The 25,140-nt window shown below is 72.9% G+C and carries 23 protein-coding genes and 1 pseudogene; 14 read left to right on the forward strand and 10 right to left on the reverse strand.

The window, feature by feature from the left end; genetic code table 11:
- The first annotated feature begins 6 nt into the window (after positions 1-6).
- Together QF032_RS06435 and QF032_RS06440 are read left to right on the forward strand one after the other, a co-directional pair.
- On the forward strand, positions 7-1,392 hold the full coding sequence (locus QF032_RS06435; protein WP_307055304.1) for an NADP-dependent succinic semialdehyde dehydrogenase: 1,386 nt from the start codon (positions 7-9) through the stop codon (positions 1,390-1,392).
- A gap of 25 nt (positions 1,393-1,417) precedes the next feature.
- Positions 1,418-1,654 carry a DUF6213 family protein gene (locus tag QF032_RS06440; RefSeq protein ID WP_306954428.1) on the forward strand — a complete coding sequence of 79 codons (237 nt, stop codon included), beginning with the start codon at positions 1,418-1,420 and terminating at the stop codon, positions 1,652-1,654.
- A gap of 181 nt (positions 1,655-1,835) precedes the next feature.
- Here the strand turns inward: QF032_RS06440 and QF032_RS06445 are convergent.
- A pseudogene (locus QF032_RS06445) lies at positions 1,836-3,063 on the reverse strand (acyl-CoA dehydrogenase family protein).
- Between the two features lie 174 nt (positions 3,064-3,237).
- Between QF032_RS06445 and QF032_RS06450 the strand changes: the two are divergent.
- Positions 3,238-3,882 (forward strand): TetR family transcriptional regulator, encoded by a 645-nt coding sequence (locus QF032_RS06450; RefSeq protein ID WP_306954425.1) that lies wholly within the window; start codon positions 3,238-3,240, stop codon positions 3,880-3,882.
- 100 nt (positions 3,883-3,982) lie between these two features.
- Here the strand turns inward: QF032_RS06450 and def are convergent, their stop codons facing one another.
- Positions 3,983-4,528: a peptide deformylase gene (gene def / locus QF032_RS06455; protein ID WP_307040834.1), complete on the reverse strand. Its 546-nt coding sequence runs from the start codon at positions 4,526-4,528 to the stop codon at positions 3,983-3,985.
- Positions 4,529-4,685: 157 nt separating this feature from the next.
- On the opposite strand from def, the gene QF032_RS06460 reads away from it, so the two are divergent.
- The 5 genes from QF032_RS06460 (at position 4,686) to QF032_RS06480 (ending at position 9,192) form a co-directional block, all read left to right on the forward strand.
- Positions 4,686-5,924, forward strand: a complete 1,239-nt coding sequence (locus QF032_RS06460) for a MurT ligase domain-containing protein (protein ID WP_306954423.1) — start codon at positions 4,686-4,688, stop codon at positions 5,922-5,924.
- Positions 5,925-5,941: 17 nt separating this feature from the next.
- Positions 5,942-6,670 carry a type 1 glutamine amidotransferase gene (locus tag QF032_RS06465; RefSeq protein WP_057580791.1) on the forward strand — a complete coding sequence of 243 codons (729 nt, stop codon included), beginning with the start codon at positions 5,942-5,944 and terminating at the stop codon, positions 6,668-6,670.
- 208 nt (positions 6,671-6,878) lie between these two features.
- A complete protein-coding gene (locus QF032_RS06470; protein WP_307040835.1) occupies positions 6,879-7,904 on the forward strand; it encodes a 6-phosphofructokinase in 1,026 nt (341 codons plus the stop codon).
- 105 nt (positions 7,905-8,009) lie between these two features.
- Entirely contained in the window at positions 8,010-8,960 is a 951-nt protein-coding gene (locus QF032_RS06475; protein WP_306954421.1) for a cytochrome c oxidase assembly protein, read from the forward strand.
- 61 nt (positions 8,961-9,021) lie between these two features.
- Positions 9,022-9,192, forward strand: a complete 171-nt coding sequence (locus QF032_RS06480) for a hypothetical protein (RefSeq protein ID WP_306954419.1) — start codon at positions 9,022-9,024, stop codon at positions 9,190-9,192.
- Here the strand turns inward: QF032_RS06480 and QF032_RS06485 are convergent, their stop codons facing one another.
- From QF032_RS06485 to QF032_RS06500, 4 genes are read right to left on the reverse strand one after another with little or no spacing between them, the layout of a single operon-like run.
- Positions 9,193-10,398, reverse strand: coding sequence for a sensor histidine kinase (locus QF032_RS06485; protein ID WP_307040837.1), 1,206 nt, complete (start codon positions 10,396-10,398; stop codon positions 9,193-9,195).
- A complete protein-coding gene (locus tag QF032_RS06490; protein ID WP_307055306.1) occupies positions 10,395-12,119 on the reverse strand; it encodes a sodium/solute symporter in 1,725 nt (574 codons plus the stop codon). Before QF032_RS06490 ends, QF032_RS06485 begins: the two co-directional genes overlap by 4 nt.
- A gap of 13 nt (positions 12,120-12,132) precedes the next feature.
- Complete coding sequence (locus tag QF032_RS06495; RefSeq protein WP_057580782.1) at positions 12,133-12,531, reverse strand: hypothetical protein; 399 nt, start codon at positions 12,529-12,531, stop codon at positions 12,133-12,135.
- Between the two features lie 2 nt (positions 12,532-12,533).
- Positions 12,534-13,283 carry a LytR/AlgR family response regulator transcription factor gene (locus QF032_RS06500; protein ID WP_307040842.1) on the reverse strand — a complete coding sequence of 250 codons (750 nt, stop codon included), beginning with the start codon at positions 13,281-13,283 and terminating at the stop codon, positions 12,534-12,536.
- Between the two features lie 77 nt (positions 13,284-13,360).
- On the opposite strand from QF032_RS06500, the gene QF032_RS06505 reads away from it, so the two are divergent.
- The 6 genes from QF032_RS06505 (at position 13,361) to QF032_RS06530 (ending at position 21,025) form a co-directional block, all read left to right on the forward strand.
- Positions 13,361-13,846 (forward strand): Lrp/AsnC family transcriptional regulator, encoded by a 486-nt coding sequence (locus QF032_RS06505; RefSeq protein WP_306954413.1) that lies wholly within the window; start codon positions 13,361-13,363, stop codon positions 13,844-13,846.
- Between the two features lie 184 nt (positions 13,847-14,030).
- Complete coding sequence (gene ddaH / locus QF032_RS06510) at positions 14,031-14,843, forward strand: dimethylargininase (RefSeq protein ID WP_307055308.1); 813 nt, start codon at positions 14,031-14,033, stop codon at positions 14,841-14,843.
- Positions 14,840-16,069: an ornithine--oxo-acid transaminase gene (rocD, locus tag QF032_RS06515; RefSeq protein WP_306954410.1), complete on the forward strand. Its 1,230-nt coding sequence runs from the start codon at positions 14,840-14,842 to the stop codon at positions 16,067-16,069. The genes ddaH and rocD overlap by 4 nt, the downstream gene beginning before the upstream one ends.
- 134 nt (positions 16,070-16,203) lie before the next feature.
- Positions 16,204-18,825, forward strand: a complete 2,622-nt coding sequence (locus QF032_RS06520; RefSeq protein ID WP_307055310.1) for a SpoIIE family protein phosphatase — start codon at positions 16,204-16,206, stop codon at positions 18,823-18,825.
- A 66-nt stretch (positions 18,826-18,891) separates the two neighbouring features.
- Positions 18,892-20,145: a PP2C family protein-serine/threonine phosphatase gene (locus tag QF032_RS06525; protein ID WP_307040850.1), complete on the forward strand. Its 1,254-nt coding sequence runs from the start codon at positions 18,892-18,894 to the stop codon at positions 20,143-20,145.
- 139 nt (positions 20,146-20,284) lie between these two features.
- A complete protein-coding gene (locus QF032_RS06530) occupies positions 20,285-21,025 on the forward strand; it encodes a lysophospholipid acyltransferase family protein (protein WP_306954407.1) in 741 nt (246 codons plus the stop codon).
- A 124-nt stretch (positions 21,026-21,149) separates the two neighbouring features.
- Here the strand turns inward: QF032_RS06530 and QF032_RS06535 are convergent, their stop codons facing one another.
- The 4 genes from QF032_RS06535 to QF032_RS06550 all read right to left on the reverse strand — a co-directional run bounded on the left by QF032_RS06535 (position 21,150) and on the right by QF032_RS06550 (position 25,120).
- A complete protein-coding gene (locus tag QF032_RS06535) occupies positions 21,150-22,751 on the reverse strand; it encodes an alpha/beta hydrolase (RefSeq protein ID WP_307040852.1) in 1,602 nt (533 codons plus the stop codon).
- A 119-nt stretch (positions 22,752-22,870) separates the two neighbouring features.
- Positions 22,871-23,629 (reverse strand): urease accessory protein UreD, encoded by a 759-nt coding sequence (locus QF032_RS06540; protein WP_307040854.1) that lies wholly within the window; start codon positions 23,627-23,629, stop codon positions 22,871-22,873.
- 1 nt (position 23,630) lies between these two features.
- Entirely contained in the window at positions 23,631-24,308 is a 678-nt protein-coding gene (ureG, locus tag QF032_RS06545; protein ID WP_306954403.1) for an urease accessory protein UreG, read from the reverse strand.
- A gap of 137 nt (positions 24,309-24,445) precedes the next feature.
- A complete protein-coding gene (locus QF032_RS06550) occupies positions 24,446-25,120 on the reverse strand; it encodes an urease accessory protein UreF (protein WP_306954401.1) in 675 nt (224 codons plus the stop codon).
- Positions 25,121-25,140 lie beyond the last annotated feature (20 nt).

Genomic DNA, 25,140 nt, shown 5'->3' on the forward strand with positions numbered 1-25,140 from the left:
TCGGTCATGCCCATCGCGACGGTGAACCCGGCGAACGGCGAGACGCTCGAGACGTACGAGGCCATGGACGCGGAGGAGCTGGAACGCCGGCTCCAGCTCGCCGAGGCCACCTTCCGCACGTACCGGACGACGACGTGTCCCGAACGCGCACGGCTGCTGAACCGGGCCGCCGACCTGCTCGACGAGGACCGGCCGGAGATCGCCCGGACCATGACCGTCGAGATGGGCAAACCGGTCGCGCAGGCGCGGGCCGAGGCCGCGAAGTGCGCCCGGGCCATGCGCTGGTACGCCGAACACGCGCAGGAACTGCTCGCCGACGAGGAGCCGGCCGCCGACGACGTGAAGGACTCCGGCGGCTCGCGCGCCGTGGTCCGGTACCGGCCGCTGGGCCCGGTGCTCGCGGTGATGCCGTGGAACTTCCCGCTGTGGCAGGTCGTGCGGTTCGCCGCGCCGGCGCTGATGGCGGGCAACGTGGGCCTGCTCAAGCACGCCTCGAACGTCCCGCGGACCGCGCTGTACCTGGAGGAGCTGTTCCACCGGGCCGGCTTCCCCGAGGGCTGCTTCCAGACCCTGCTCGTCGGTTCGGGCGCGGTGGACGAGATCCTGCGCGACGAACGGGTCAAGGCGGCCACCCTGACCGGCAGCGAGCCGGCCGGACGGGCCGTCGCCGCCACCGCCGGCGAGATGATCAAGAAGACGGTGCTGGAGCTGGGCGGCAGCGACCCGTACGTGGTGATGCCGTCCGCGGACGTCGACCGGGCGGCCGAGGTCGCGGTGACCGCGCGGGTGCAGAACAACGGGCAGTCGTGCATCGCCGCCAAGCGGTTCATCGTTCACACGGACGTGTACGACGCCTTCACCGAGCGGTTCGTCGCGGGGATGGCGGCGCTGAAGGTCGGGGATCCGCTGGAGGAGGAGACGGAGGTCGGCCCGCTGGCGAGCGAACAGGGGCGGGCGGACCTGGAGGAACTGGTGGACGACGCGCGGCGCTCGGGGGCCGAGGTGCTGTGCGGGGGCGAACGGCCCGAGGGGCCCGGCTGGTACTACCCGCCGACCGTCCTGGCCGGTGTCACGCGGGAGATGCGCATCCACCGCGAGGAGGCGTTCGGGCCGGTGGCGACCGTGTACCGGGCGGCCGATCTGGACGCGGCGGTCCTCATCGCCAACGACTCTCCGTTCGGCCTGAGTTCCAACGTCTGGACCCGCGACGAGGCCGAGGTCGACCGGTTCGTCCGGGATCTGGAGGCCGGCGGGGTGTTCGTCAACGGGATGACCGCGTCCCATCCGGGGTTCCCGTTCGGCGGGGTGAAGCGGTCCGGATACGGCCGTGAGCTGTCCGGGCACGGAATCCGGGAGTTCTGCAACATCACCACGGTTTGGCACGGTGCGTGACCGCCGCGCGGCTACGATCCCGGATGTGAACCGCGAAGTGACCCTGCCCCTGATCGTCGACGACCGCGGGACCCTGCAGGTGACCGCGGCGGACGTGAGCAAGCTGCTCCGCACGCTGGGGGGCCGGTGGCTGCATCTCGTCGAGGCCGGGGCGGACGGGCTCGACGAGGACACCGTCGCCGCGTTGACGATCGAGCTCGCCAAGCTCGCCGACCGGATCGACGTGGCCTGTATCGCGCACAGCAGCGGAGGCGCGCCGTAGCCGCGCCCGGCGCACGGTCGCGCCCGCGGCGTCGAAGACACTGACAGGCAGCCGGACCGGCGGCCAGCAGGACCGACGGCACGCCGGACCGGCGGGAAGCCGGACCGGCGGGCGGTCCGGAACGCGAGCGGCCCCCGGGGGATTCCTCCCCGGAGGCCGGATCGCGTCGCCGTCCCGCGCGTCAGCGGATCGGCATTCCCGACAGCGTGCGGGCGATCACCAGCCGCTGGATCTCGCTCGTGCCCTCGAAGATGGTGTAGATGGCCGCGTCGCGGTGCATGCGCTCCACCGGGTACTCGCGGGTGTAGCCGTTGCCGCCGAGGATCTGGATGGCCTGCGCGGTGACCTTCTTCGCCGTCTCACTGGCGTACAGCTTCGACATCGAGCCCTCGGCGGCGGTGAACGGCTTCCCGTTGACCGCCATCCAGGAGGCACGCCAGACGAGCAGCCGCGCGGCGTCGATCTGGGTGCGCATGTCCGCCAGCTGGAAGGCGACGCCCTGGTTGTCGATGATCGGGCGGCCGAACTGCTCACGCGTCTTGGCGTAGTCGAGGGCGACCTCGTAGGCGGCGCGGGCCGTGCCGACGGCCATCGCGCCGACGGCGGGGCGCGAGGCCTCGAACGTGGCCATCGCCGCGTTCTTCACCCGCTCGCCGCCCGTCTTCGCCCGCTCGCGGGCCCGCGCCAGCCGCTCGTCCAGCTTCTCCTTGCCGCCGAGCAGGCAGGCGCCGGGGACCCGCACGTTGTCGAGGACGACCTCGGCGGTGTGCGAGGCGCGGATGCCGTGCTTCTTGAACTTCTGGCCCTGGGCCAGCCCCGGGGTGCCCGGCGGGACGATGAAGGAGGCATGCCCCTTGGAGCCGAGCTCGGGGTCCACGGCCGCGACGACCACGTGGACGTTGGCGATGCCGCCGTTGGTCGCCCAGGTCTTGGTCCCGTTGAGCACCCACTCGTCCTTGGCCTCGTCGTACACGGCCCGCGTGCGCAGGGAGGCCACGTCGGAGCCGGCGTCGGGCTCGGAGGAGCAGAAGGCGGCCACCTTGACGTCGTTCGCGTCGCCGTACATCTGCGGGATCCAGGTGCCGATCTGCTCCTCGGTCCCGTTGGCGAGGACGCCCACGGCGGCCAGCCCGGTGCCCACGATGGACAGGGCGATGCCCGCGTCGCCCCAGAACAGCTCCTCCATGGCCATCGGGATGCCGAGGCCGGTGGGGGTCGAAGTACTGCTGCGCGTAGAAGTCGAGGGAGTAGATGCCGACCTTCGCGGCCTCCTGGATGACCGGCCAGGGAGTCTCCTCACGCTCGTCCCATTCGGCTGCCGCGGGGCGGATGACGTCGGCGGCGAAGCCGTGCAGCCAGTCCCGGACCTCCTTCTGTTCGTCGTTGAGCTCCATGGTGAACTCGGCCATGTCCCCTCCAGCGGCGGTGCGTGTTACTAGCGGTAACGCGAGTCTGTTACCGGTCGGTAGGAAAAGTCAACTCCTCACGACGGCACAGGAGCCCTTCCACCCGTTCGATGTCAGGCTGCTGTCAGGTGTTAGTTTGCGCAGGCGTCAGCGAAACAGCACGGGTGGGGAGAGCACATGGACACCACGCAGCGGACCGAGCAGCAACGGTCCGCCGACCGCCGACGGCGCGAGTTGCTGGAGGCCGCCGACCGGGTGGTGCTGCGCGACGGCCCACAGGCGTCCATGAACGCCATCGCGGCGGAGGCCGGCATCACCAAGCCGATCCTCTACCGCCACTTCGGCGACAAGGGCGGACTCTACGCCGCTCTCGCCACCCGGCACACGGACGCCCTGCTGGACTCGCTGCGCGCCGCGCTCGACGCCCCCGCCGAACGGCGTGAACGGGTCGAGGCGACCCTGGACACCTACCTCGCCGCGATCGAGGCCCGGCCGCAGGTGTACCGGTTCCTGATGCACCCCTCTGACACCGGCACGGGCCCGGACCAGGGCTTCGACGTCGGCAAGCACAGCGCGCCCCTGCTGCGCCGGATGGGCGAGGAGCTGGCCCAGGTGATCGAGGAGCGGCTGGATCTCGGTCCCGGCAGCCAGCAGCTCGCCCGGGTGTGGGGACACGGGATCGTCGGGATGATGCACGCGGCGGGCGACTGGTGGCTGGGCGAGCGGCCGTGCTCGCGCGCCGAACTGGTCCGGAGTCTGGCCGACCTGCTGTGGGGCCGCCTCGCGGCGGCCGGCGACAAGGTCGGCGGCCCCGGCTTCTGACGCCGGGCCCGCCGGGCCCTCGGGTGGGCGCGGGCCCGTGCGGCCCGTCACCCCCCGCACGGCACGGCGACCGCGGCCCGGTACCGCCCGGCCCGCTCCCCTAGGGCGTGCTGCGCCAGGCGGCCTTGCGCACCTGGCGGGACAGCCGTCTGCCGCGCCAGCCCGAGACCCGGTCCGCGTACACCATGCCCTCCAGGTGGTCGCACTCGTGCTGCAGGCACCTGGCGAAGAATCCCGTGCCGTGGACCCGCACCCGCTCCCCCGTCATCGTGCGGCCCTCGACCACCGCGTGGTCGTGGCGCTCCGTCCCCGCCTCCAGGCCCGGAAGGGAAAGGCACCCCTCGGGGCCGCGCAGGACCAGGCCGTCGGCCTCGACCAGGCGCGGGTTCACCACATGGCCCACATGACGGACGTCCTCGTCGTCGGGGCAGTCGTAGACGAACACCCGCAGCGCCTCGCCGACCTGGTTGGCCGCCAGGCCGACGCCCTGGGCCGCGTACATCGTCGCGAACATGTCCTCGACGAGACGGGCGAGTTGAGGGCCGAAGTCGGTGACGTCCTCGCAACGGGTGTGCAGGGCGGGATCGCCGAGCAGGGTGAGGGGCCGGACGCGCCCGCGGGCGCCCGGGATGGAGCCGTGTCGCATGGCGGCAAGGGTACGGTCCTTTCTGACACGCGCATGCCGCGCGCGACGTGAAGCGGTGCCGGGATTCGGGAGTGCGAATGGATCTCGATAGGCTGACCGCCTACCACGTTGCCGTACGGCAGAGGCGCGGCGCGTACGCAAGGAGGATCGAGAACTGATGGCAGGCAACTCGGACCCGCTCACGCCGCGGGCCAAGATCGCCGTGACCGCGGGCAAGGCGGTCGCGGCGGCGTCGCGCGCCGCGGGGCGCGGCAGCGGTTCGGTGATCGGCGGCCGGGTGGCGCTCAAACTCGACCCCGACCTCCTCGCCCGGCTCGCCCAGAACCTGGACGTGGTCCTCGTCTCGGCGACCAACGGCAAGACCACCACCACCCGGCTGATCGCCGAGGCGCTGCGCGCCGCCGGCCCGGTCGTGTCCAACGCGCTCGGCGCCAACATGCCGGCCGGCATCACCTCGGCCCTCGCGGGCGGCTCCGATGCCCGCTACGGCGTCATCGAGGTCGACGAGAAGTACCTCGCGGGCGTCGCCCGGGACACCGCGCCCAAGTGCATCGCACTGCTCAACCTCTCCCGCGACCAGCTCGACCGCGCCGCCGAGACCCGGATGCTCGCGGAGAACTGGCGCGAGGGGCTCGCCGGTTCCAAGGCCGTCGTCGTCGCCAACGCCGACGACCCGCTGGTGGTGTGGGCGGCCTCCTCCTCCCCCAACGTCGTCTGGGTCGCCGCCGGCCAGATGTGGAAGGACGACGCCTGGTCGTGCCCGTCCTGCGGCGGCGTCATGCAGCGGCCCGGTGACGACTGGTTCTGCGGCGAGTGCGGCTTCCGCCGTCCGACGCCGAGCTGGGCGCTCTCCGGCGACCACGTCATCGACCCGCACGGGTCGGCCTGGCCGATCCACCTCCAGCTGCCGGGCCGCGCCAACAAGGCCAACGCCGCCTCCTCGGCCGCCGTGGCCGCCGTCTTCGGCGTGCCGCCGCAGGTGGCGCTGGAGCGGATGTACGCGGTGCAGGCCGTCGCCGGGCGCTACGACGTCGTCCAGTTCCAGGGCCGCGACCTCCGGCTGCTGCTGGCGAAGAACCCGGCGGGCTGGCTCGAGACGTTCAGCCTGATCGACCCGCCGCCGACGCCGGTCATCCTCTCGGTGAACGCGCGCGGCGCCGACGGCACCGACACCTCCTGGCTGTGGGACGTCGACTACACGCGGCTGACCGGCCACCCGATCTTCGTCGTCGGCGACCGGAAGCTGGACCTCGCGGTGCGTCTCGAGGTCGCGAACCAGCACTTCCAGGTCTGCGAGAACCTCGACCAGGCCGTGCAGCAGGCGCCGCCCGGCCGGATCGAGGTCATCGCGAACTACACCGCGTTCCAGGACCTGCGCCGCCGCGTCGGCAACTGACTTCGAAGGACGTTTCCATGAGCGACAACCAACTGCGGCTGGTGTGGATCTACCCGGACCTGCTGAGCACCTACGGGGACCAGGGCAACGCCCTCGTCGTCGAGCGCCGCGCGCGCCAGCGCGGTCTCGACGTGGCCCGGCTCGACGTGCGCAGCGACCAGCCGATCCCGACCTCCGGCGACATCTACCTCATCGGCGGCGGCGAGGACCGGCCGCAGCGGCTCGCGGCGGAGCGGCTGCGCCGGGACGCGCACCTCTACCAGGCGGTGAACAACGGCGCGATCGTGTTCGCGGTCTGCGCCGGCTACCAGATCCTCGGCCACGAGTTCGTCAACGACCTCGGCCAGCGCGAGCCGGGCCTCGGCCTGCTGGACGTGACGACCACGCGCGGCGAGGGCGAGCGGTGCGTCGGCGACGTCCTCGGCGACATCGACCCGCGGCTCGGCCTGCCGCAGCTGACCGGTTTCGAGAACCACCAGGGGGTCACCCACCTCGGCCCGACCGCCCGTCCGCTGGCCCGCGTCCAGCTCGGCAAGGGCAACGGCACCGGCGACGGCACCGAGGGCGCGTACAACGACACCGTGTTCGGCACGTACATGCACGGCCCGGTCCTCGCGCGCAACCCGCTGATCGCGGACCTGCTGCTGAAGCTGGCGCTCGACGTGAACGCGCTGCCGCCGATCGACGACCGCTGGTACGAGGCACTGCGCAGCGAGCGCATCGCCGCCGCTCAGCAGCCCGCGTGACCTGACAGCCCACGTGACCGTTGCGTTCACCTGATCTTCAGGGCGCCGTCAGCAGCCCGTCTGACGGCGCATCCGCACAGGTGAGCAGGTGCGTCCAGCAGGCGGACGCGTCCTTCGGCCCCGCCCCCTCCTGCCGCTAGGGTGGCGGGGATTCGAGCCGGACAGTGTGGTCCGGACCAGGCCCCCGTGGAGAAGGTTGTTTCGGGCTATGCGCATTGGTGTCCTCACGTCCGGCGGCGACTGCCCCGGCCTGAACGCCGTCATCCGGTCCGTCGTGCACCGCGCCGTCGTGGACCACGGCGACGAGGTCATCGGCTTCCGGGACGGCTGGAAGGGCCTCCTGGAGCGCGACTACCTCAAGCTCGACCTCGACGCGGTGGGCGGCATCCTCGCCCGCGGCGGCACCATCCTCGGTTCCTCGCGGGTCCAGCCCTCGCATCTGCGGGACGGCGTGGAGCGGGCCAAGGGCCATGTCCAGGACCTCGGTCTGGACGCGATCATCCCGATCGGCGGTGAGGGCACCCTCAAGGCGGCCCGGCTGATGTCCGACAGCGGGCTGCCCGTCGTCGGCGTGCCGAAGACCATCGACAACGACATCGCCGTCACCGACGTCACCTTCGGCTTCGACACGGCCGTCGGCGTCGCGACCGACGCGCTGGACCGGCTGAAGACCACCGCCGAGTCGCACCAGCGGGTGCTGGTGGTCGAGGTCATGGGGCGGCACACCGGCTGGATAGCGCTGCACTCCGGCATGGCGGCCGGCGCGCACGCCATCGTCGTGCCGGAACGGCCCTTCGACATCGAGGAGCTGGCCCGCCGGGTCGGCGAGCGGTTCGAGGCGGGCAAGCGCTTCGCGATCGTGGTCGCGGCGGAGGGCGCCAAGCCGGCGCCCGGCGGCATGACCTTCGACGAGGGCGCCAAGGACGTCTACGGGCACGAGCGGTTCGCCGGCATCGCCCGGCAGCTCTCCATCGAGCTGGAGTCGCGGCTCGGCAAGGAAGCCCGGCCGGTCATCCTTGGGCATGTGCAGCGCGGCGGCACGCCGACCGCCTACGACCGGGTGCTGGCCACGCGGTTCGGCTGGCACGCCGTGGAGGCCGTGCACCGCGGCGAGTTCGGCCACATGACGGCCCTGCGCGGCACGGACATCGTGATGGTGCCGCTGGCGGAGGCCGTGGAGACGCTGAAGACGGTCCCGGAGGAGCGGTACGCCGAGGCGGAGACCGTCCTGTAGGGGGCCACGGCTCCGGCCGCCCCCGGTGACGGTGATCGCCGGGGGCGGTTCTACTCTTGGGGCGGCAGGAAACGTACAACCCCCCACGAATCAGGAGCCGGCGCAATGGACCACGGCGGGCACGGCATGACGATGGATCTGCCGCCGTTCACGCTGGGACGGGGCCTTCAGTGGTCGGCGGACCCGTTCTTCCTCGTCGCCTGTCTCCTGGGGCTCGGACTGTACGGGTGGGGGGTGCTGCGGCTGCGCCGGCGCGGGGACGCCTGGCCGGTCGGGCGCACGGTGTCGTTCACCGTCGGCGTGCTGACCGTCATGCTGGTGATGTGCACCGGACTGAACGACTACGGCATGGTCATGTTCAGCGTGCACATGGTGCAGCACATGGTGATCAGCATGCTGTCGCCGATCCTGCTGCTGCTCGGCGCTCCCATGACGCTCGCGCTGCGCGCGCTGCCGGCCGCCGGCCGAGGGCGCAAGGGGCCGCGTGAGCTGCTGCTGATGCTCCTGCACAGCCGCTACCTGCGGATCATCACCCACCCCGCGTTCACCATCCCGCTGTTCATCGCGAGCCTCTACGCCCTCTACTTCACCCCTCTGTTCGACTTCCTGATGGGTTCGAGGGCGGGGCACCTCGCGATGATGGTGCACTTCCTCGCCGTCGGCGTGGTGTTCTTCTGGCCGATCATCGGCGTGGATCCGGGTCCGAACCGGCCGGGTTATCTGATGCGGATGCTGGAGCTGTTCGCGGGCATGCCGTTCCACGCGTTCTTCGGCATCGCGCTGATGATGGCCTCGCAGCCGATGGTGGAGACGTTCGAGAACCCGCCGGCCTCCCTCGGCATCGACGCGCTCGCCGACCAGAACGCGGCCGGCGGCATCGCCTGGGCGTTCAGCGAGATCCCGTCCGTGCTGGTGCTGATCGCGCTGCTGTTCCAGTGGTACGGCTCCGAGCAGCGCCAGGCCAGGCGCAAGGACCGGGCCGCCGACCGCGACGGAGACCAGGAGCTCGAGGCCTACAACGCCTATCTTGCGTCACTCGACGCACGCGGGCGCTGATCCCGGGGCACCATGGAGGGGGACCCGCCCGGCGGAGGGCGGCCCTGAGGAGGGTGTCGCGATGGCCGGTACCACGGACGGTTCCACGAAGACCATGGGGGTGCTCACCGTCGGCGGACTCGTCGCGGTGACCGCCTACACGGTGGCGCTCGGCAGCAACGGCTGGCTGTGGTTCGGCTGGGTGGTGCTCGGGCTGATCACCCTCACCCTGGTCGTGATGCGGACCACCTGATCATCCGGGCCCGAGCCGGGCCGCCGAGTGCACGCCCGGCTGGTACTTCGGCAGCCGGGCGGTGATCTTCATGCCCGCCCCGACGGCCGTCTCGATGACCAGACCGTGCTCGTCTCCGTAGACCTGGCGCAGCCGGTCGTCCACGTTGGACAGGCCGATGCCGCCGGAGGGGCCGACCTCGCCGGCCAGGATGCGGCGCAGCGCCACCGGGTCCATGCCGGCGCCGTCGTCCTCGATCACGACGAGGGCCTCGGCGCCGGCGTCCTGCGCGGTGATCTGGATGTGACAGGTGCCGGCCTTGCCCTCCAGGCCGTGCTTGACGGCGTTCTCCACCAGCGGCTGGAGGCAGAGGAAGGGCAGCGCCACCGGGAGCACCTCGGGGGCGATCTGCAGGGTGACGGCGAGGCGGTCGCCGAAGCGGGCCCGCACCAGCGCCAGGTAGTGGTCGATGGCGTGCAGCTCGTCGGCGAGGGTGGTGAAGTCGCCGTGCCTGCGGAACGAGTAGCGGGTGAAGTCGGCGAACTCCAGCAGCAGTTCGCGGGCGCGCTCGGGGTCGGTGCGGACGAACGAGGCGATCACGGCGAGGGAGTTGAAGATGAAGTGCGGGGAGATCTGGGCGCGCAGGGCCTTGATCTCCGCCTCGATCAGCCGGGTGCGCGACTGGTCGAGGTCGGCCAGCTCCAGCTGGACGCTCACCCAGCGGGCCACCTCGCCGGCCGCCCGGACCAGCACGGCGGACTCGCGGGGCGCGCAGGCGACGAGCGCGCCGTGCACCCGGTCGTCGACGGTGAGCGGGGCGACCACGGCCCAGCGGACGGGGCAGTCGGCGTGCTCGCAGGCCAGCCCGAAGGCCTCGCCGCGGCCGCTCTCCAGCGGACCGGCCAGCCGTTCCATGATCTCGGCGCGGTGATGGGAGCCCACCCCGTCCCAGACCAGCACCTGCTCCTCGTCGGTCAGGCACAGTGCGTCCGTGCCGAGCAGGGTGCGCAGCCTGCGGGCCGACCTGCGGGCGGTCTCCTCGGTGAGTCCGGCCCGCAGCGGCGGCGCGGCGAGGGAGGCGGTGTGCAGGGTCTGGAAGGTGGCGTGCTCGACGGGGGTGCCGAGGCCGCCGAGGCGTTCCGGGCGCCCGGTCCGCCGCCCGAGCCAGAAGCCGGCGGCGAGGAACGGCAGGATCGCGATGCAGACGCCCGCGAGGAAGCCGCTCACGGCTTCGCCTCCGCCGCCTGCGCGGTGCCGAGTTCCTCCGGCAGGTGGAAGCGGGCCAGGATCGCGGAGGTACCGGACGGGATGCGGTTCGGGGTGGCCAGGGACACCAGGATCATGGTGAGGAAGCCGAGCGGCACGGACCACAGGGCGGGCCAGGCGAGCAGGGCGTGCGCCGGGCCCGCGCCGGGCAGGCCGGCCATGGTCGCGGCGACGGCGACGAACGCCGACCCGCCGCCGACCAGCATCCCGGCGGCCGCGCCGGGCGGCGTCAGCCTGCGCCACCAGATGCCGAGCACCAGCAGCGGGCAGAACGAGGACGCCGACACCGCGAAGGCCAGCCCCACGGCGTCGGCCACCGGCAGTCCGCCCACCAGCAGGCTGGCGGCCAGCGGGACGGCCATGGCGAGTCCGGTGCCGAGCCGGAAGTGCCGGACGCCGCGGGTCGGCAGGACGTCCTGGGCGAGCACCCCGGCCACGGCCATGGTCAGTCCGGACGCCGTGGACAGGAACGCGGCGAAGGCGCCGCCGGCGACCAGCGCGCCCAGCAGCTCGCCGCCGAGGCCGCCGATCATCCGGTCGGGCAGCAGCAGGACGGCCGCGTCCGCGTCGCCGCTGAGGGCGAGCTCGGGCGTGTAGAGGCGGCCGAGGGCGCCGTAGACGGGCGGCAGGAGGTAGAACGCGCCGATCAGGGCGAGGACGGCGACCGTGGTGCGGCGGGCGGCGACGCCGTGCGGGCTGGTGTAGAAGCGCACCACGACGTGCGGCAGGCCCATGGTGCCGAGGAACGTGGCGAGGATCAGCCCGTAGGTGGCGTACAGGGGCCGCTCCTCGCGGCTCGCGGCGAGCGAGGTGGACATGCCGCCGCTGGTTCCGCGTTCGGCGGCGGGGACCGCGGCGCCCTCGGTGAAGGTGAGGCTGGTTCCGCGCTCGATGCGGTGGGTGCCGGCCGGCAGCCGGAGCACCGCGTCCTCGTGCGGGCGGCCGTCGACCGTGCCGTCCACGGTCACGGTCAGGGGGCGGTCCAGCTTCAGGTCCAGGGTGTCGCCGACCCGGACAACCCGCTGGTCGCGGAAGGCCGCCGGCTCCTCAAAGGCGTCGCGGGGCGCGCCGTCGCTCTGCCAGGCGAGGACCAGGAAGAGGACGGGGACGAGGAGGGCGGTGAGCTTGAGCCAGTACTGGAAGGCCTGTACGAAGGTGATGCTGCGCATACCGCCGGCGGCGACGGTGGCCGTGACGACCAACGCGACGATCAGCCCGCCGAGGGAGTCGGGGGCGCCCGTGAGGACCGTCAACGTCAGTCCGGCGCCCTGGAGTTGGGGCAGCAGGTAGAGCCAGCCCACGCCGACGACGAAGGCGCCCGCGAGCCGTCTCACGGCCTGCGAGGCGAGGCGCGCCTCGGCGAAGTCGGGGAGGGTGTAGGCGCCGGAGCGGCGCAGCGGGGCGGCGACGAAGAGCAGCAGGACCAGGTAGCCGGCGGTGTAGCCGACCGGGTACCAGAGCATGTCCGGGCCCTGGACGAGGACGAGTCCCGCGATGCCGAGGAAGGAGGCGGCGGAGAGGTACTCGCCGCTGATGGCGGCCGCGTTGAGGCGGGGGCCGACGGTTCGGGAGGCCACGTAGAAGTCGGAGGTGGTGCGGGAGATGCGCAGGCCGAAGGCGCCGACGAGCACGGTCGCGACGACCACCAGGGCGACGGCGGGGACGGCGAAGGTCGAGTTCATCGTCGCCTCGCCCTCACCGGTCCTCGACGAGCCGGACGAAGTCCCGTTCGTTGCGCTCGGCGCGGCGCACGTACCACCGGGCGAGCAGGACGAGCGGGGCGTACAGGCAGAAGCCGAGGACCGCCCATTCGAGGCGATGGGCGTCGGGCATCGCCGCGAAGAGCAGCGGCAGCGGGCCGACGAGGAGCGCGAGGACGGCGAACACCGTGAGGGCGGCGCGCAGTTGGGAGCGCATCAGGGAGCGGACGTAGGTGTCGCCCAGGGTGGTCTGCTCGTCGATCTCGGTGCGCGGGCGGTAGTAGCCGGAGGTGTGCGGGTACCGTCCGCGCGAGCGGAGCCGGGCGTGGGGAAGGGCGCGGCGGCCGGGGCGGGTGACGACGACACGTCGTTCGACGGGGTCCTGATGGGGCACGGTCAGGGCCTCCTCATCAGCAGGTCCCGCAGTTCGCGGGCGTGACGGCGGCTGACCTGGAGTTCCTCGCCGCCGACGAGGACGCTCACCGTGCCCGCGTCGAGCCGGAGTTCGCCTATGTGGCGCAGGGCGACGAGATGGCGGCGGTGGATGCGGACGAAACCGCGGGCGCTCCAGCGGTCCTCCAGGGTGGACAGCGGGATGCGCACGAGGTGGCTGCCGCGGTCGGTGTGCAGCCGGGCGTAGTCGCCCTGTGCCTCGACGTGGGTGATGTCGTCCACGGCGACGAAGCGGGTCACGCCGCCGAGTTCGACGGGTATGTGGTCGGGGTCGGGTTCGTGGACCCGGATGCGGGGCGCGGCGCCGCGCAGTTCGGCGGCGCGGCGGACGGCCTCCGCGAGGCGTTCCTTGCGGACCGGTTTGAGGACGTAGTCGACGGCCTTGAGGTCGAAGGCCTGGACGGCGAAGTCCTCGTGGGCGGTGACGAAGACGACCAGCGGGGGCCGGGCGAAGCCGGTGAGCAGGCGGGCCAGGTCGAGGCCGTCGAGGCCGGGCATCTGGATGTCGAGGAAGACGACGTCGACGGCCTCGGGGCCGTCGGGGCCCGACTCCAGGGCGCGGTTGATGCGGCGCAGCGCCTCGGTGGCGTCGCCGGCGCCCTCCACGCTGCCGATGCGGGGGTCCGCGGAGAGCAGGTAGAGCAGCTCTTCCAGCGAGGGGCGTTCGTCGTCGACGGCGAGGGCGCGCAGCATGAAGGTGGAGTGTAGGGGCGATCGGCGCGGCGGGACACGTACGGGGCCTGGACGTTCCCGCTGGATACAGTGCGGGCATGAACGACGGCGGCGCCCTTTTCGACGATCTCGACCGGAAGATCATCACCGCGTTGATGGCGAACGCCAGGACGAGCTTCGCCGAGATCGGCACGGCCGTCGGACTGTCGGCGACGGCCGTCAAGCGCCGGGTGGACCGGTTGCGGGACACCGGGGTGATCACGGGGTTCACGGCCACCGTGCAGCCGGCGGCGCTGGGCTGGAGCACGGAGGCCTACGTCGAGGTGTACTGCGAGGGGGCCGCCCCGCCGAGGCGGCTGGCGGAGGTGGTGCGCAACCATCCGGAGATCACCGCGGCGATGACGGTGACGGGCGGTGCGGACGCGCTGCTGCACGTGCGGGCGCGGGACGTGGAGCACTTCGAGGAGGTGCTGGAGCGGATCCGGGTCGAGCCGTTCATCCGGAAGACGATCAGCGTGATGGTGCTGTCGCATCTGCTGCCGGAGAGCCCGGAGGCGGGCGCGACGCACCCTGCTCCCGAATAAACCTGCGAAGGGTCCTGCGGCGACGCAGCGAACCTGCGTCGCCCAGGGAAATCACGCAGCGTTCGTGCGCGGACACGCAACGCTCGTTGCTTGTCGGGCCTCCCCGTCGGTTCCTACCGTGGTGTCAACCCTCAGTCGACTCCGCAGGAGGGTCGACACCGCAGGAAAACGGAGGAACCCCTCTGTGTCCCAAAGCCGTGTGCGGCGCCCCCGGCGCTTCCTCGTCTGCGAACCCAGACACTTCGCGGTGCAGTACGCGATCAATCCCTGGATGCATCCCGACACCCCCGTCGACGTCGACCTCGCCCAGGAGCAGTGGCAGGGGCTGATCAGCGCCTATCGCGGCCACGGTCACACCGTGGACACCGTGGAGCCGGCCCCCGGCCTCCCGGACATGGTCTTCGCCGCGAACTCGGCGGTCGTCGTCGCCGGCCGTGTCTTCGGCTCCCTGTTCCACGCGCCCGAGCGGCGCCCCGAGTCCGTCCACTACGAATCCTGGTTCAAGGCGGCGGGCTACGACGTCCACCGGCCGGAGTCCGTCTGCGAGGGCGAGGGCGACCTGGTGTGGACGGGCCGGTACGTGCTGGCCGGCACGGGGTTCCGCACGACCCGTGAGGCGCACCGGGAGGCGCAGGAGTTCTTCGGCCACCCGGTGATCAGCCTGACCCTGGTGGACCCGCACTTCTACCACCTGGACACGGCCCTGTTCGTCCTCGACGACGACAACATCTCGTACTACCCGGAGGCGTTCTCGCAGGGCAGCCGCGCGGCGCTCGCCCGGCTGTACCCGGACGCGGTGCTCGCCACCCGCGACGACGCCATGGCGTTCGGCCTGAACTCGGTGTCCGACGGCCGTCACGTGTTCATCGCGCCCCGGGCCGAGGCGCTCGCCGCCCGGCTCGGCGAGCGCGGCTATGTCCCCGTCCCCGTCGACCTCTCGGAGTTCCAGAAGGCCGGCGGCGGCATCAAGTGCTGCACTCAGGAGATCCGTTCATGACCGCACCCGTCGTCCCGACGCGCTCCTCCGCCGATCTGATCCGCGCCGAGGAGCCGGTCCTCGCGCACAACTACCACCCGCTGCCCGTGGTCGTCGCGAGCGCCGAGGGCGCGTGGGTGCGGGACGTCGAGGGCCGCCGCTACCTCGACATGCTGGCCGGCTACTCGGCCCTCAACTTCGGCCACCGGCACCCCGCCCTGATCGAGGCGGCCCACCGCCAGCTGGACCGTCTCACGCTCACCTCCCGCGCCTTCCACAACGACCGCCTGGCCGAGTTCGCCGAGCGGCTCGCGGAGTTGACCGGTCTGGACATGGTCCTGCCGATGAACACGGGCGCGGAGGCGGTCGAGAGCGGCGTCAAGGTGGCCCGCAAGTGGGCGTACGAGGTGAAGGGCGTGCCCGCCGACCGGGCGACCATCGTGGTCGCCGCCGACAACTTCCACGGCCGCACCACGACGATCGTGAGCTTCTCGACGGACGAGACGGCCCGGGCGGGCTTCGGCCCGTTCACACCGGGATTCCGGATCGTCCCGTACAACGACCTGGCCGCGCTGGAGGCGGCGGTCGACGAGACGACGGCGGCGGTGCTGCTCGAGCCGATCCAGGGCGAGGCCGGCGTCGTGGTGCCCGACGACGGCTATCTGGCCGGGGTGCGGGAGCTGACCCGCCGGACGAACTGCCTGTTCGTCGCGGACGAGATCCAGTCCGGGCTCGGGCGGACCGGGCGGACGCTTGCCGTGGAGCACGAGGGGGTCGTGCCCGACGTGCTGCTGCTCGGCAAGGCGCTGGGCGGCGGGATCGTGCCGGTGTCGGCGGTGGTGGCCCGGCGGGAGGTGCTGTCGGTGCTGCGGCCCGGCGAGCACGGGTCGACGTTCGGCGGCAACCCGCTGGCCGCCGCGGTCGGCACGGCGGTGGTGGAGCTGCTGGAGACGGGTGAGTTCCAGCGCCGGGCGGCCGAGCTGGGCGTCGTGCTGCGTGAGGGGCTGACCGCGCTGGTCGGCAAGGGCGTCGTGGGCTTCCGTTCTCGGGGGCTGTGGGCGGGTGTCGACGTGGACCCGGCCCTCGGCACGGGCCGCGAGGTGAGCGAGCGCCTCATGCGGGAGGGCGTCCTGGTCAAGGACACCCACGGCTCGACCATCCGGCTGGCGCCGCCGCTGACCATCACAGGCGAGGAACTGGCCGCGGCGCTGGGCGCGTTGGAGCGGGTCCTGACGCGGGGCGCCTGACGGGTCTGCCGTCGCCCCGGGGCCGGCGCGGGCGCGTCCCGCGTCGCCCCGGGTGGCTCGGCCGCACTTGTGCAGGCAGGGTGAAGATTGGGTCGGGAGGTGGTAGACCACTCTCAGCGACAGAGAGGCCGACCGTGGGCACTGAGGACGAGGACGACACTGCCCGCCGGCGGTTCGACGTGGCGGACACCGCGCCCCTGCTGCTCGACGAGCGGGGCGTGGTGACGAGCTGGACCAGGGACGCCGAGCGGCTGCTGGGGTATCCGGCCGCCGAGGCGGTGGGCAGGGACCTGGCCGCACTGCTCACCCCCGCGGACGCCGGACGGGTGGCGGACGTCCTCGCGCGGTGCCGCGAGGACGGCGGCTGGGCGGGGCTGCTGTCGGCCCGCCGCAGGGACGGGCGGCCGGTGCCCGTCATGGCGCGCGTGACCTCCGCCCACGAGCCCGGCGGTCCCGCACGCTGGCTGGCGCTGCTCAACGAGATGTCCGACGCCCCGGGCTGGAACATGAGCCGTTCGGTGCTGGAGCAGATGGTCGGCGACTCCCCGATCGGGATAGCGATCGTCAACACCGATCTGCGCTTCGTGTGGTCGAACGCGGCCCTGGCGAGATTCGGCGGCGGGCCGCCCGAGCGCCGGCTGGGGCTGCGGCTCGCGGATGTGCAGCCGGGCCTGGACTCCGTGTCGATCGAGGCGCAGATGCGCCGGGTGCTGGAGTCCGGGGAGCCCGTCATCGGCTACGAGCTGCTGGGCACGGTGCAGGCGGCTCCACACCGGGAGACGGCGCACATGCTCTCCTTCACCCGGCTGGAGGACGAGCGGGGCGGCCCGATGGGCGTCTACTACACGGTCGTGGACATGACCGAGCGACATCGCGCCCGGCAGCGGCTCGCCCTGCTCGACCGGGCCGGCCGGCGCATCGGCAGCAGCCTCGACATCACCCGGACGGCGCAGGAGCTGGCGGACGTGGCGGTGCCGGACTTCGCCGACGTGGTCACCGTGGACCTGCTCGAGCCGGTGCTGCGGGGCGCGGAGCCCGCGCCGGCCCGGTGGACGGGCGGCCCCGACGACTCGGTGACGTTGCGCAGGGCGGGGCGGCGGCGGGCCGGGGAGGCCGGCCGGACCGCGGACGCCGACGCTCCGGGCGGTCCGCCCGGGATCGCCGCGGTGGTCTACCCGGCGGGTTCGCCGCCGATGCGCTGCCTGGCCCACGGACGCCCCTGGCGGGTGGACCGGCTCGAGCCGGACGGCCCACGGGGAGCGCGGGGCCCTGGCGACCCCGCCGACCCGGCCGACCCGCAGTCCCCGCAGGCCCCGCAGGCCCCCGACGGTTTGCGGGATCCGGGCGGCCCCCGGGATCGGGACGGCTCGCGCGGACCGCTCGCCGGGGAGTGGGCAGCCGTGCTGCCGGCCGGGTCCGGGCCGCCCAGCGCCCTGATCGTGCCGGTGCGGGCACGGGGCACCGTCCTGGGCGTCACCACGTTCCTGCGGCGCGAGGGGCGCGAGCCCTTCGACGACGACGACCTGGCGCTCGCCGAGGACCTCGTCTCGCGGGCCGCCGTCTGCGTGGACAACGCCCGGCGCTACACCCGCGAACGGGACGCCGCCCTGGTCCTCCAGCGCAACCTGCTCCCCCGCCGGCTGCCCGAGCAGGACGCCGTCGAGGTGGCCGCCTGCTACCGGCCGGCCGACGAGCTGACCGGCCTCGGCGGGGACTGGTACGACCTGATCCCGCTGTCCGGGGCCCGGGTGGCACTCGTCGTCGGCGAGGTCCCCGGGCACGGCATCGACGCCGCGGCGGCGATGGGACGGGTGCGGACCGCGGTGCGCACCCTGGCCGCGCTGGACCTGCCGCCCGCGGAGATCCTCGCGCACCTCGACGACCTGGTCACCCGCATGGACGACGAGGAAGCGGACGCCGAGGGCGAGGAGCGCGTCCCGGCGGACGCCCGGTCCGGGACCGACGGCAGGCGGGCGGCGGGGTCGGCGTGCGTGTACGTCGTGTACGACCCGGTCGACGGGCGGTGCGTGATGGCCGCCGCCGGGCACCCCGCGCCGGCCGTCGTGCTGCCCGGCGGAAGCGTCGAGTTCGTCGATCTGCCCCAGGGGCCCGCGCTCGGTGTGGGCGGGCCGCCGTTCGAGTCGGCCGAGCTGGTCCTGCCGGAGGGCAGCACGCTCGCGCTGCACACGGACGGTCTGCTGGCGGACGGGGAGCGGTGGGCGCCGGACACCGACCGGGAGCGGCTGCGGGGCGCCCTGGAGCGGCCGGCCGACGCCCTCGACCTGCGCTGCCGGACGGTGATCGACGCCCTCGTCCCGGCCCGTCCGTACGACGACGTGGCCCTGCTGATGGCCCGCACCCGCCGTCTGCCGGCCGGCCAGGTCGCCGACTGGGAGCTGCCCGCGGACCCGGCGGCCGTCGCCGAGGCCCGCAAGACCGCGAGCCGACGGCTGGCGGAGTGGGGGCTCCCGGAGCTGTCGTTCACCACCGAGCTGGTCGTCAGCGAACTGGTCACGAACGCCATCCGGTACGCCACCGGGCCGATCCGGCTCCGGCTGATCCGCGGGCGGAGCCTGTTCTGCGGGGTCTTCGACGGCGGTGCCACCGCACCCCATCTGCGCCATCCGCGGGCCACCGACGAGGGCGGCCGGGGGCTGCTGCTGGTCTCCCAGGTCACCCAGCGCTGGGGCACCCGCTTCCTCCCCGAGGGGAAGGTCATCTGGGCGGAGCAGTCGCTCACGGACCCCGGCGTGTGATCGGCGAGGAACATTCGTCGCATCGCATGAGAAAATGGCGCAATACCGGCAGATAGGGCGCAAGCCATGAACGACACGGCGATCGACTACGCGGCGGTGTTCCAGGCCCTGCCGGGCATGGTGGCGCTGCTCACGCCCGGGCTGGTGTACGCGGACGCCAACGAGGAGTTCCTGCGGGTGGCGGGCCGCAAGCGCGAGCAGATGGTCGGCCGGCACCTCTTCGACGTCTTCCCCGACAACCCCGAGAACCCCGGCGCGAGCGGCATGCGCAACCTGGAGGCGTCGCTGCACCGGGTGCTGGCCACCGGCGAGCGGGACACCATGGCGCTGCAGCGCTACGACGTCGAGTCGGCCGAGCGGCCCGGCGAGTGGGAGGCGCGCTACTGGAGCCCGGTCAACGCCCCGGTGTACGGCCCGGACGGGTCGGTGGTGCTGCTGGTGCACCGCGTCGAGGAGGTCACCGAGCTGATCCGGGCCCGCGGCGGGCGCGGGTCGGCGGCCGGCGGCGCGCGGGCCGGCAGCCGGGGTAGGGTGCTGGAGGCCGAGCTGTACACGCGCGCCCGTGAGCTGCAGGAGCTCAACGAACGGCTGCGGCTGGCCCACGCCCGCGAGCGCGAGGTGGCCCTCGCCCTCCAGGAGGCGATGCTGCCGGCCCGCATGCAGGTCGGGCATCACCGGGCCGCGGTGCGCTACCGGCCGGCGGTCGGCGCGCTCAACGTCTGCGGGGACTGGTACGACCTGGTCGACCTGGTCGGCGGCAACCGCATCGGGGTGTCGGTCGGCGACGTCGTCGGACACGGCCTGGAGGCCGCCGGGGTGATGGGCCAGCTGCGCAGCGCGCTCAGCGCGACCTCCCGGGTGGCCCGGGGGCCGGGCGAGGCGCTGAACGTCCTCGGGCGGTACGCGCACGTCGTGGACGGCGCCGAGTCGGCCACCGCGGTCACCACGTTCATCGACTTCGACCATCACACGATCACCTACAGCAGCGCCGGGCACCCGCCGCCCGTCCTCGTGCACGCCGACGGGCGGGTGGAGTTCCTCGACCGGGCGACCGATCCCCCGCTGGACGCCCGGCCCGACCCCGCGCCGCGGACCGAGGCGCGCACCACGTACAGCGACGGCGCCACGCTGGCCCTGTACACGGACGGTCTGATCGAGCGGCGCCGGGAGGACATCTACACGGGGCTGAACCGTCTGGCGGACGCGCTGGCCCGGCATCGGGACGCCGACCCCGAGAGCCTGGCCGACGCGGTGCTGTGGGAGCTCCTGCCGCCGGGCGGCGCGACCGACGACACGGCCCTGGTCGTCGTACGGCTGTGACCGGGCGAGGGGGACGCATCCGGAACGGCACGGTTCCGGCGGTTGCCGCCTGCCCCTACACTGACACCCCACACCATGTCGGTTGACCTGCTGGAACACGGCCTCGAGCCAAGCCGCCGGACACGAGGAGCGACACCCTTTGTTCTACTACCTCCTGAAGTACGTGGTGTTGGGGCCGCTGCTGAGACTGCTCTTCCGCCCCCGAATAGAGGGTCTGGAGCATGTGCCGGACTCGGGAGCCGCCATCATCGCGGGCAATCACCTGTCGTTCTCGGACCACTTCCTGATGCCCGCGATCCTCAAACGGCGCATCACGTTCCTCGCGAAGGCCGAGTACTTCACGGGTCCGGGCCTCAAGGGCCGGCTGACCGCGGCGTTCTTCCGCAGCGCGGGCCAGATCCCGGTGGACCGTTCCGGCAAGGAGGCCGGCCAGGCCGCGATCCGCGAGGGTCTGGGGGTGCTGAGCAAGGACGAGTTGCTCGGCATCTACCCGGAGGGCACCCGCTCCCACGACGGGCGGCTCTACAAGGGCAAGGTCGGCGTCGCCGTGATGGCCCTGCGGGCGCAGGTGCCGGTGATCCCCTGCGCGATGATCGGCACGTTCGAGGCGCAGCCGCCGGGCAAGATCGTCCCGACCCTGCACCCGGTCGTGATCCGCTTCGGCAAGCCCCTCGACTTCTCCCGCTACCTCGGCATGGAGCACGAGAAGGCCGTGCTGCGCGCGATCACCGACGAGATCATGTACGCCATCCTCTCGCTCTCCGAGCAGGAGTACGTCGACCAGTACGCGGCCGTCGCCAAGGCGGAGGAGGCCGCCGCGAAGGCGGAGGCAGAGAAGTCGGGCAAGGGACGCAAGTTCCCCCGGCTGCCGTCGAGGTGACGGAGCGCCGGGGCGGAGCGGGACACGGGTGAGGGGCGGCCGGATCGATCCGGCCGCCCCTCGTCGCCCTACGGGCGGTTCCCTGAAGCTCGAGCCCTACTGGTCGAGCCCTGCCGCTCGAGCCCTACGGCTTGGGCGTGGCGTGCGGTGCGCAGGTCACGTCCGACCGGTCCAGCTTGCCGGTGAGGAGGTAGGCGTCGACCCGGGTGTTGATGCAGGTGTTCACCAGGCTGGTGACACCGTGGGAGCCCGCGCCCTTCTCGGTGATCAGGCGGGAGCCCTGGAAGCGCTTGTGCAGCTCCACGGCGCCCTCGTACGGGGTGGCCGCGTCGTTCGTGGACTGCACGATCAGCACCTGCGGCAGACCCTTGTGCGTGGTGACGTGCACCGGCGTCTGCTGCTTGACCGGCCAGGTGGCGCAGGGCAGGTTCATCCAGGCGTTGGCCCACGTCATGAACGGGTGGTTCTTGTGCAGCGCCGTGTTGTCCCGGTCCCACTTCTTCCAGCTGGTGGGCCACTTGGCGTCGGTGCACTCGACGGCCGTGTACACGGCGTTGCCGTTCTCCGAGGAGATGTTGCCGGCGGTGTCCGTCAGGTCGGGAGAGGCCGCGTCGACGAGGGCCTTGGTGTCCCCGGCGAAGTAGGCGCTGAAGACGGTGGCGACCGGCACCCACGAGGAGTCGTAGTACGGGGCGCTCTGGAAGAAGGAGATCAGCTCGGCCGGGCCGACGACGCCGCCGATGGGGTTCTTCTTCGCGGTGGCGCGCAGCTGGAGCCACTTCGCCTGGACGGCGGCGCGGGTCGTGCCGAGGTGGAAGGTCGCGTCGTTGGCGGCGACCCAGTCCTGCCAGTCCTTCCAGCGGCCCTCGAAGGCCACGTCCTGGTCGAGGTTGGCCTGGTACCAGACCTTCTCGCGGGAGGGGTTGACCACGCTGTCGACGACCATGCGGCGCAGGTGCCCCGGGAACATGGTGCCGTACACGGCGCCGAGGTAGGTGCCGTAGGAGACGCCGAGGAAGTTGAGCCCCCGCTCGCCGAGGGCGGCGCGGATGACGTCCAGGTCGCGCACGGTGTTCGGCGTGGTCATCTGCTGGAGCATCGCCTTGCCGGTGCGCTCGGCGCAGCCCTGCGCGTACTCACGGGCGAGCTTGCGCTGGGCGTACTTGTCGGCCGTGGTGTCCGGGACCGGGTCAGCCTTGGGCGCCTTGACGAACTCCTGCGGGTCCATGCAGGAGATGGGTGCGGAGTGGCCCACGCCGCGCGGGTCGAAGCCGACGAAGTCGTAGGCCTTGGCCACGTTGGCCCAGACGGGCGCCTTGGTGGTGACGCGGCGCGGGAAGCGCAGGCCGGAGCCGCCGGGGCCGCCGGGGTTGTAGACGAGCGCCCCCTGGCGCTCCTGAGCCGTGCCCGTGTTGCCGATGCGGTCGACGGCGAGCTTGATCTGCTTGCCGTTCGGTTTGGCGTAGTCGACCGGAACGGTGACCCAGCCGCACTTGATCGGCTTCTCCAGGCCCCAGTCGGCCGGGCAGTCCTGCCAGTCGATGCCGGCCTTCGCGGCGCGCTCGGCGGCGATCGCCGCGCCCCGCGCCTCACGGTCCTGTCCCGGACGACTGCTGGTCGCGCTCGCCGTGGGCGCGGTGACGGCGCCGGCGAGCAGAGTCGCGGTGACGAGTATGCCCGCCGAGCCCAGCGCTGCGACGCGCTTGTTCGGTCGTATGTCCTTCAAGTGGGAACTCCCCCTACCTGGTTATGGCGGCAGGGTGGATCCTCGCTGCTGTGAGGCGTCTGAGAAAAGGTGTCGTTGACCTTCTTTGCCAATCCGATAACCGGAGAGGAAGGTACCGTTCACCGGATGCCCAGGTCGGCGAGGGCTTCGTCCAGTACGCGGCGCAACCGCAGGCCGTCGGGCGCGAGGGCCGTGACGAGTGCGGCGGGGCCGGCCAGCGGCATCACGCAGGCCTGTTCGCCGAGGGTCCGTGCCGTGGCCGGCTGCTCCGCGAACTCCGGCCGGACGACGACGAGTTGTCCGACGGCGCGGTGGCCTGCGAGAACGGCGGGGCCGTCCCAGCCGCCAGGCGCGCCGGGTCCGCAGGCCAGTTCCTGATCGAGGACGGCCCGTCCGGCGACCTTCACGACCAGCCGGCTGGTCAGCCGGCCCGGCTCCTCCCCCACCCGCCCGAGCACCTGCTCCTCGCGCAGCACCAGGCGGGCGTCGGCCCCGAGGTCGACGCGTGTGGAGACGGACAGGTCACTGCCGCCGGCCGAGATCAACTGCTCGGGCAGCCAGTGCAGTTCGCCGCCGTCGGCGACGGTGAGGCGGACGTCGTAACGGGCCTCGTCCTTCGTCTGGCCGGGCAGGGCGATGGTGGCGGCGGCCGAGCCGACCCGCAGCCGGGCCCCGCCGCCGACGTCCGCCTCCACCGCGAACCGGTCACCGCCGAGGGGCCCGCTCATCGCCCCGACGAGCAGGACGCGCGCCTCGTCGCCGACGGCCCGGGTGCGCCGCAGGGCGAGCGGTCCGTCGCTTTCCAGCACGGGCAGGGAGGTGCCCCCGCGCCCGTCGGCGCTCGCCCTGATCCGTGCGGTGGCGAACACCCCGCTCATGTCACGCCGTCCAGGCGGCGAGCCGCGAACGCACCCATGCGGCGACATCCGCGACGCCGCTCTCGCCGCGCAGGGACTGCAGGACGACGGGCAGTTCGGCCCGCTGCGCCTTCGCGTCGGCGGCCATCCGGGCGAGGTCGGAGCCCACGTACGGCGCGAGGTCGGTCTTGTTGACGACGAGCAGATCGGCGGTGGTGACGCCCGGGCCGCCCTTGCGCGGGATGTCGTCACCGCCCGCCACGTCGATGACGAAGATCTGGGCGTCCACCAGCCCCTTGGAGAAGGTGGCGGTGAGATTGTCCCCGCCCGACTCGACCAGGATGAGATCCAGCGGCCCCACGGCGTCCTCCAGGTCCTCCACGGCTTCGAGGTTGGCGGAGATGTCGTCCCGGATCGCGGTGTGCGGGCAGGCGCCCGTCTCGACGGCCGTGATCCGCTCGGGCGGCAGCACGGCCTCCCGCAGCAGGAACTCGGCGTCCTCCCGGGTGTAGATGTCGTTGGTGACGACGGCCAGGGACAGTTCGTCCCGCAACGCCCGGCACAGCGCCGCGACGGTGGCGGTCTTGCCGGACCCGACGGGCCCGCCGAGCCCGATGCGCAGCGCACGCCGCGAGCCGTCGGGCCGGCGGGCGTCGGCGCTGACGGCGGCGGGACCCTGATGGGTGTGGTCGAGATGCACAGCGGCTCCTATCCGGCCGGGGTGGTCGTTCCAGCCTGTCCGGCGTTTGAGGACGAGGCCCGTTCAGGGCCGAAGCGGGGGTACGAGGGCGGCAGCCCCCGGGGTCGGGTCGGGAAGGGGCGGCGGGGGCGGGAAACTCAGGAGGCGAACAGCCGCATGGGCCAGGCCGCGTGCACCTCCGCCCCGATCTCCAGCAGCGGAGCGGACGCGGAGGGCAGCACGTCGACGCCTTCCGTCGGCACCGCCGTCCCGCAGGCCACCGCCCGGTCGACGACCAGGTCCAGCTCCGGCGCCAGCCGCGCCAGCGCGGCGGTCGCCTGGAAGGGGTCGAGGCTCAGCAAACGCACGACGGCGGTGGCCGGTCCGCTCACGCTCTCGTAGAGCGCGCAGTACGCCGCGTCGGCCGCCCCCAGTCCGGCCGCCCGCGCCGTCAGCCCCCACACCACCGGCTGATGCGCGCCCTTGGGGAACTCCGCGGCCAGCGCGTCCAGTTCGGCGCTCGGCCAGGCCGCCCGGGCGGCCCGCACCAGCTGCCGGCCGAGTCTGCGCGCGACCAGCCGCAGCGCCGGGGAGGGGGTGCGGGCGTCCGCCGCGGCGTCCAGCCGCGCGGGGTCCGCCCCGGCGGCGGCCGCCGCGGCCAGCGCCGCCGCCACGAGCCCGGCCGTGTGCAGCCTGCCGCGGCAGAACGCCTCGAGGCTCGCCGCGCCGGTGATCCGTCCCGCCTTGACGGCCTCCTCCGCCCCGCCGGAGTGCGCATGCCCTCCGGCGGGGAAACGGCCGTCGGCGAGGACGAGCAGTGCCGCTCTGGTCACGGTGACGTCCTCAGTCCTCG

This window comes from Streptomyces achromogenes, assembly GCF_030816715.1.
Classification (GTDB): domain Bacteria; phylum Actinomycetota; class Actinomycetes; order Streptomycetales; family Streptomycetaceae; genus Streptomyces; species Streptomyces achromogenes_A.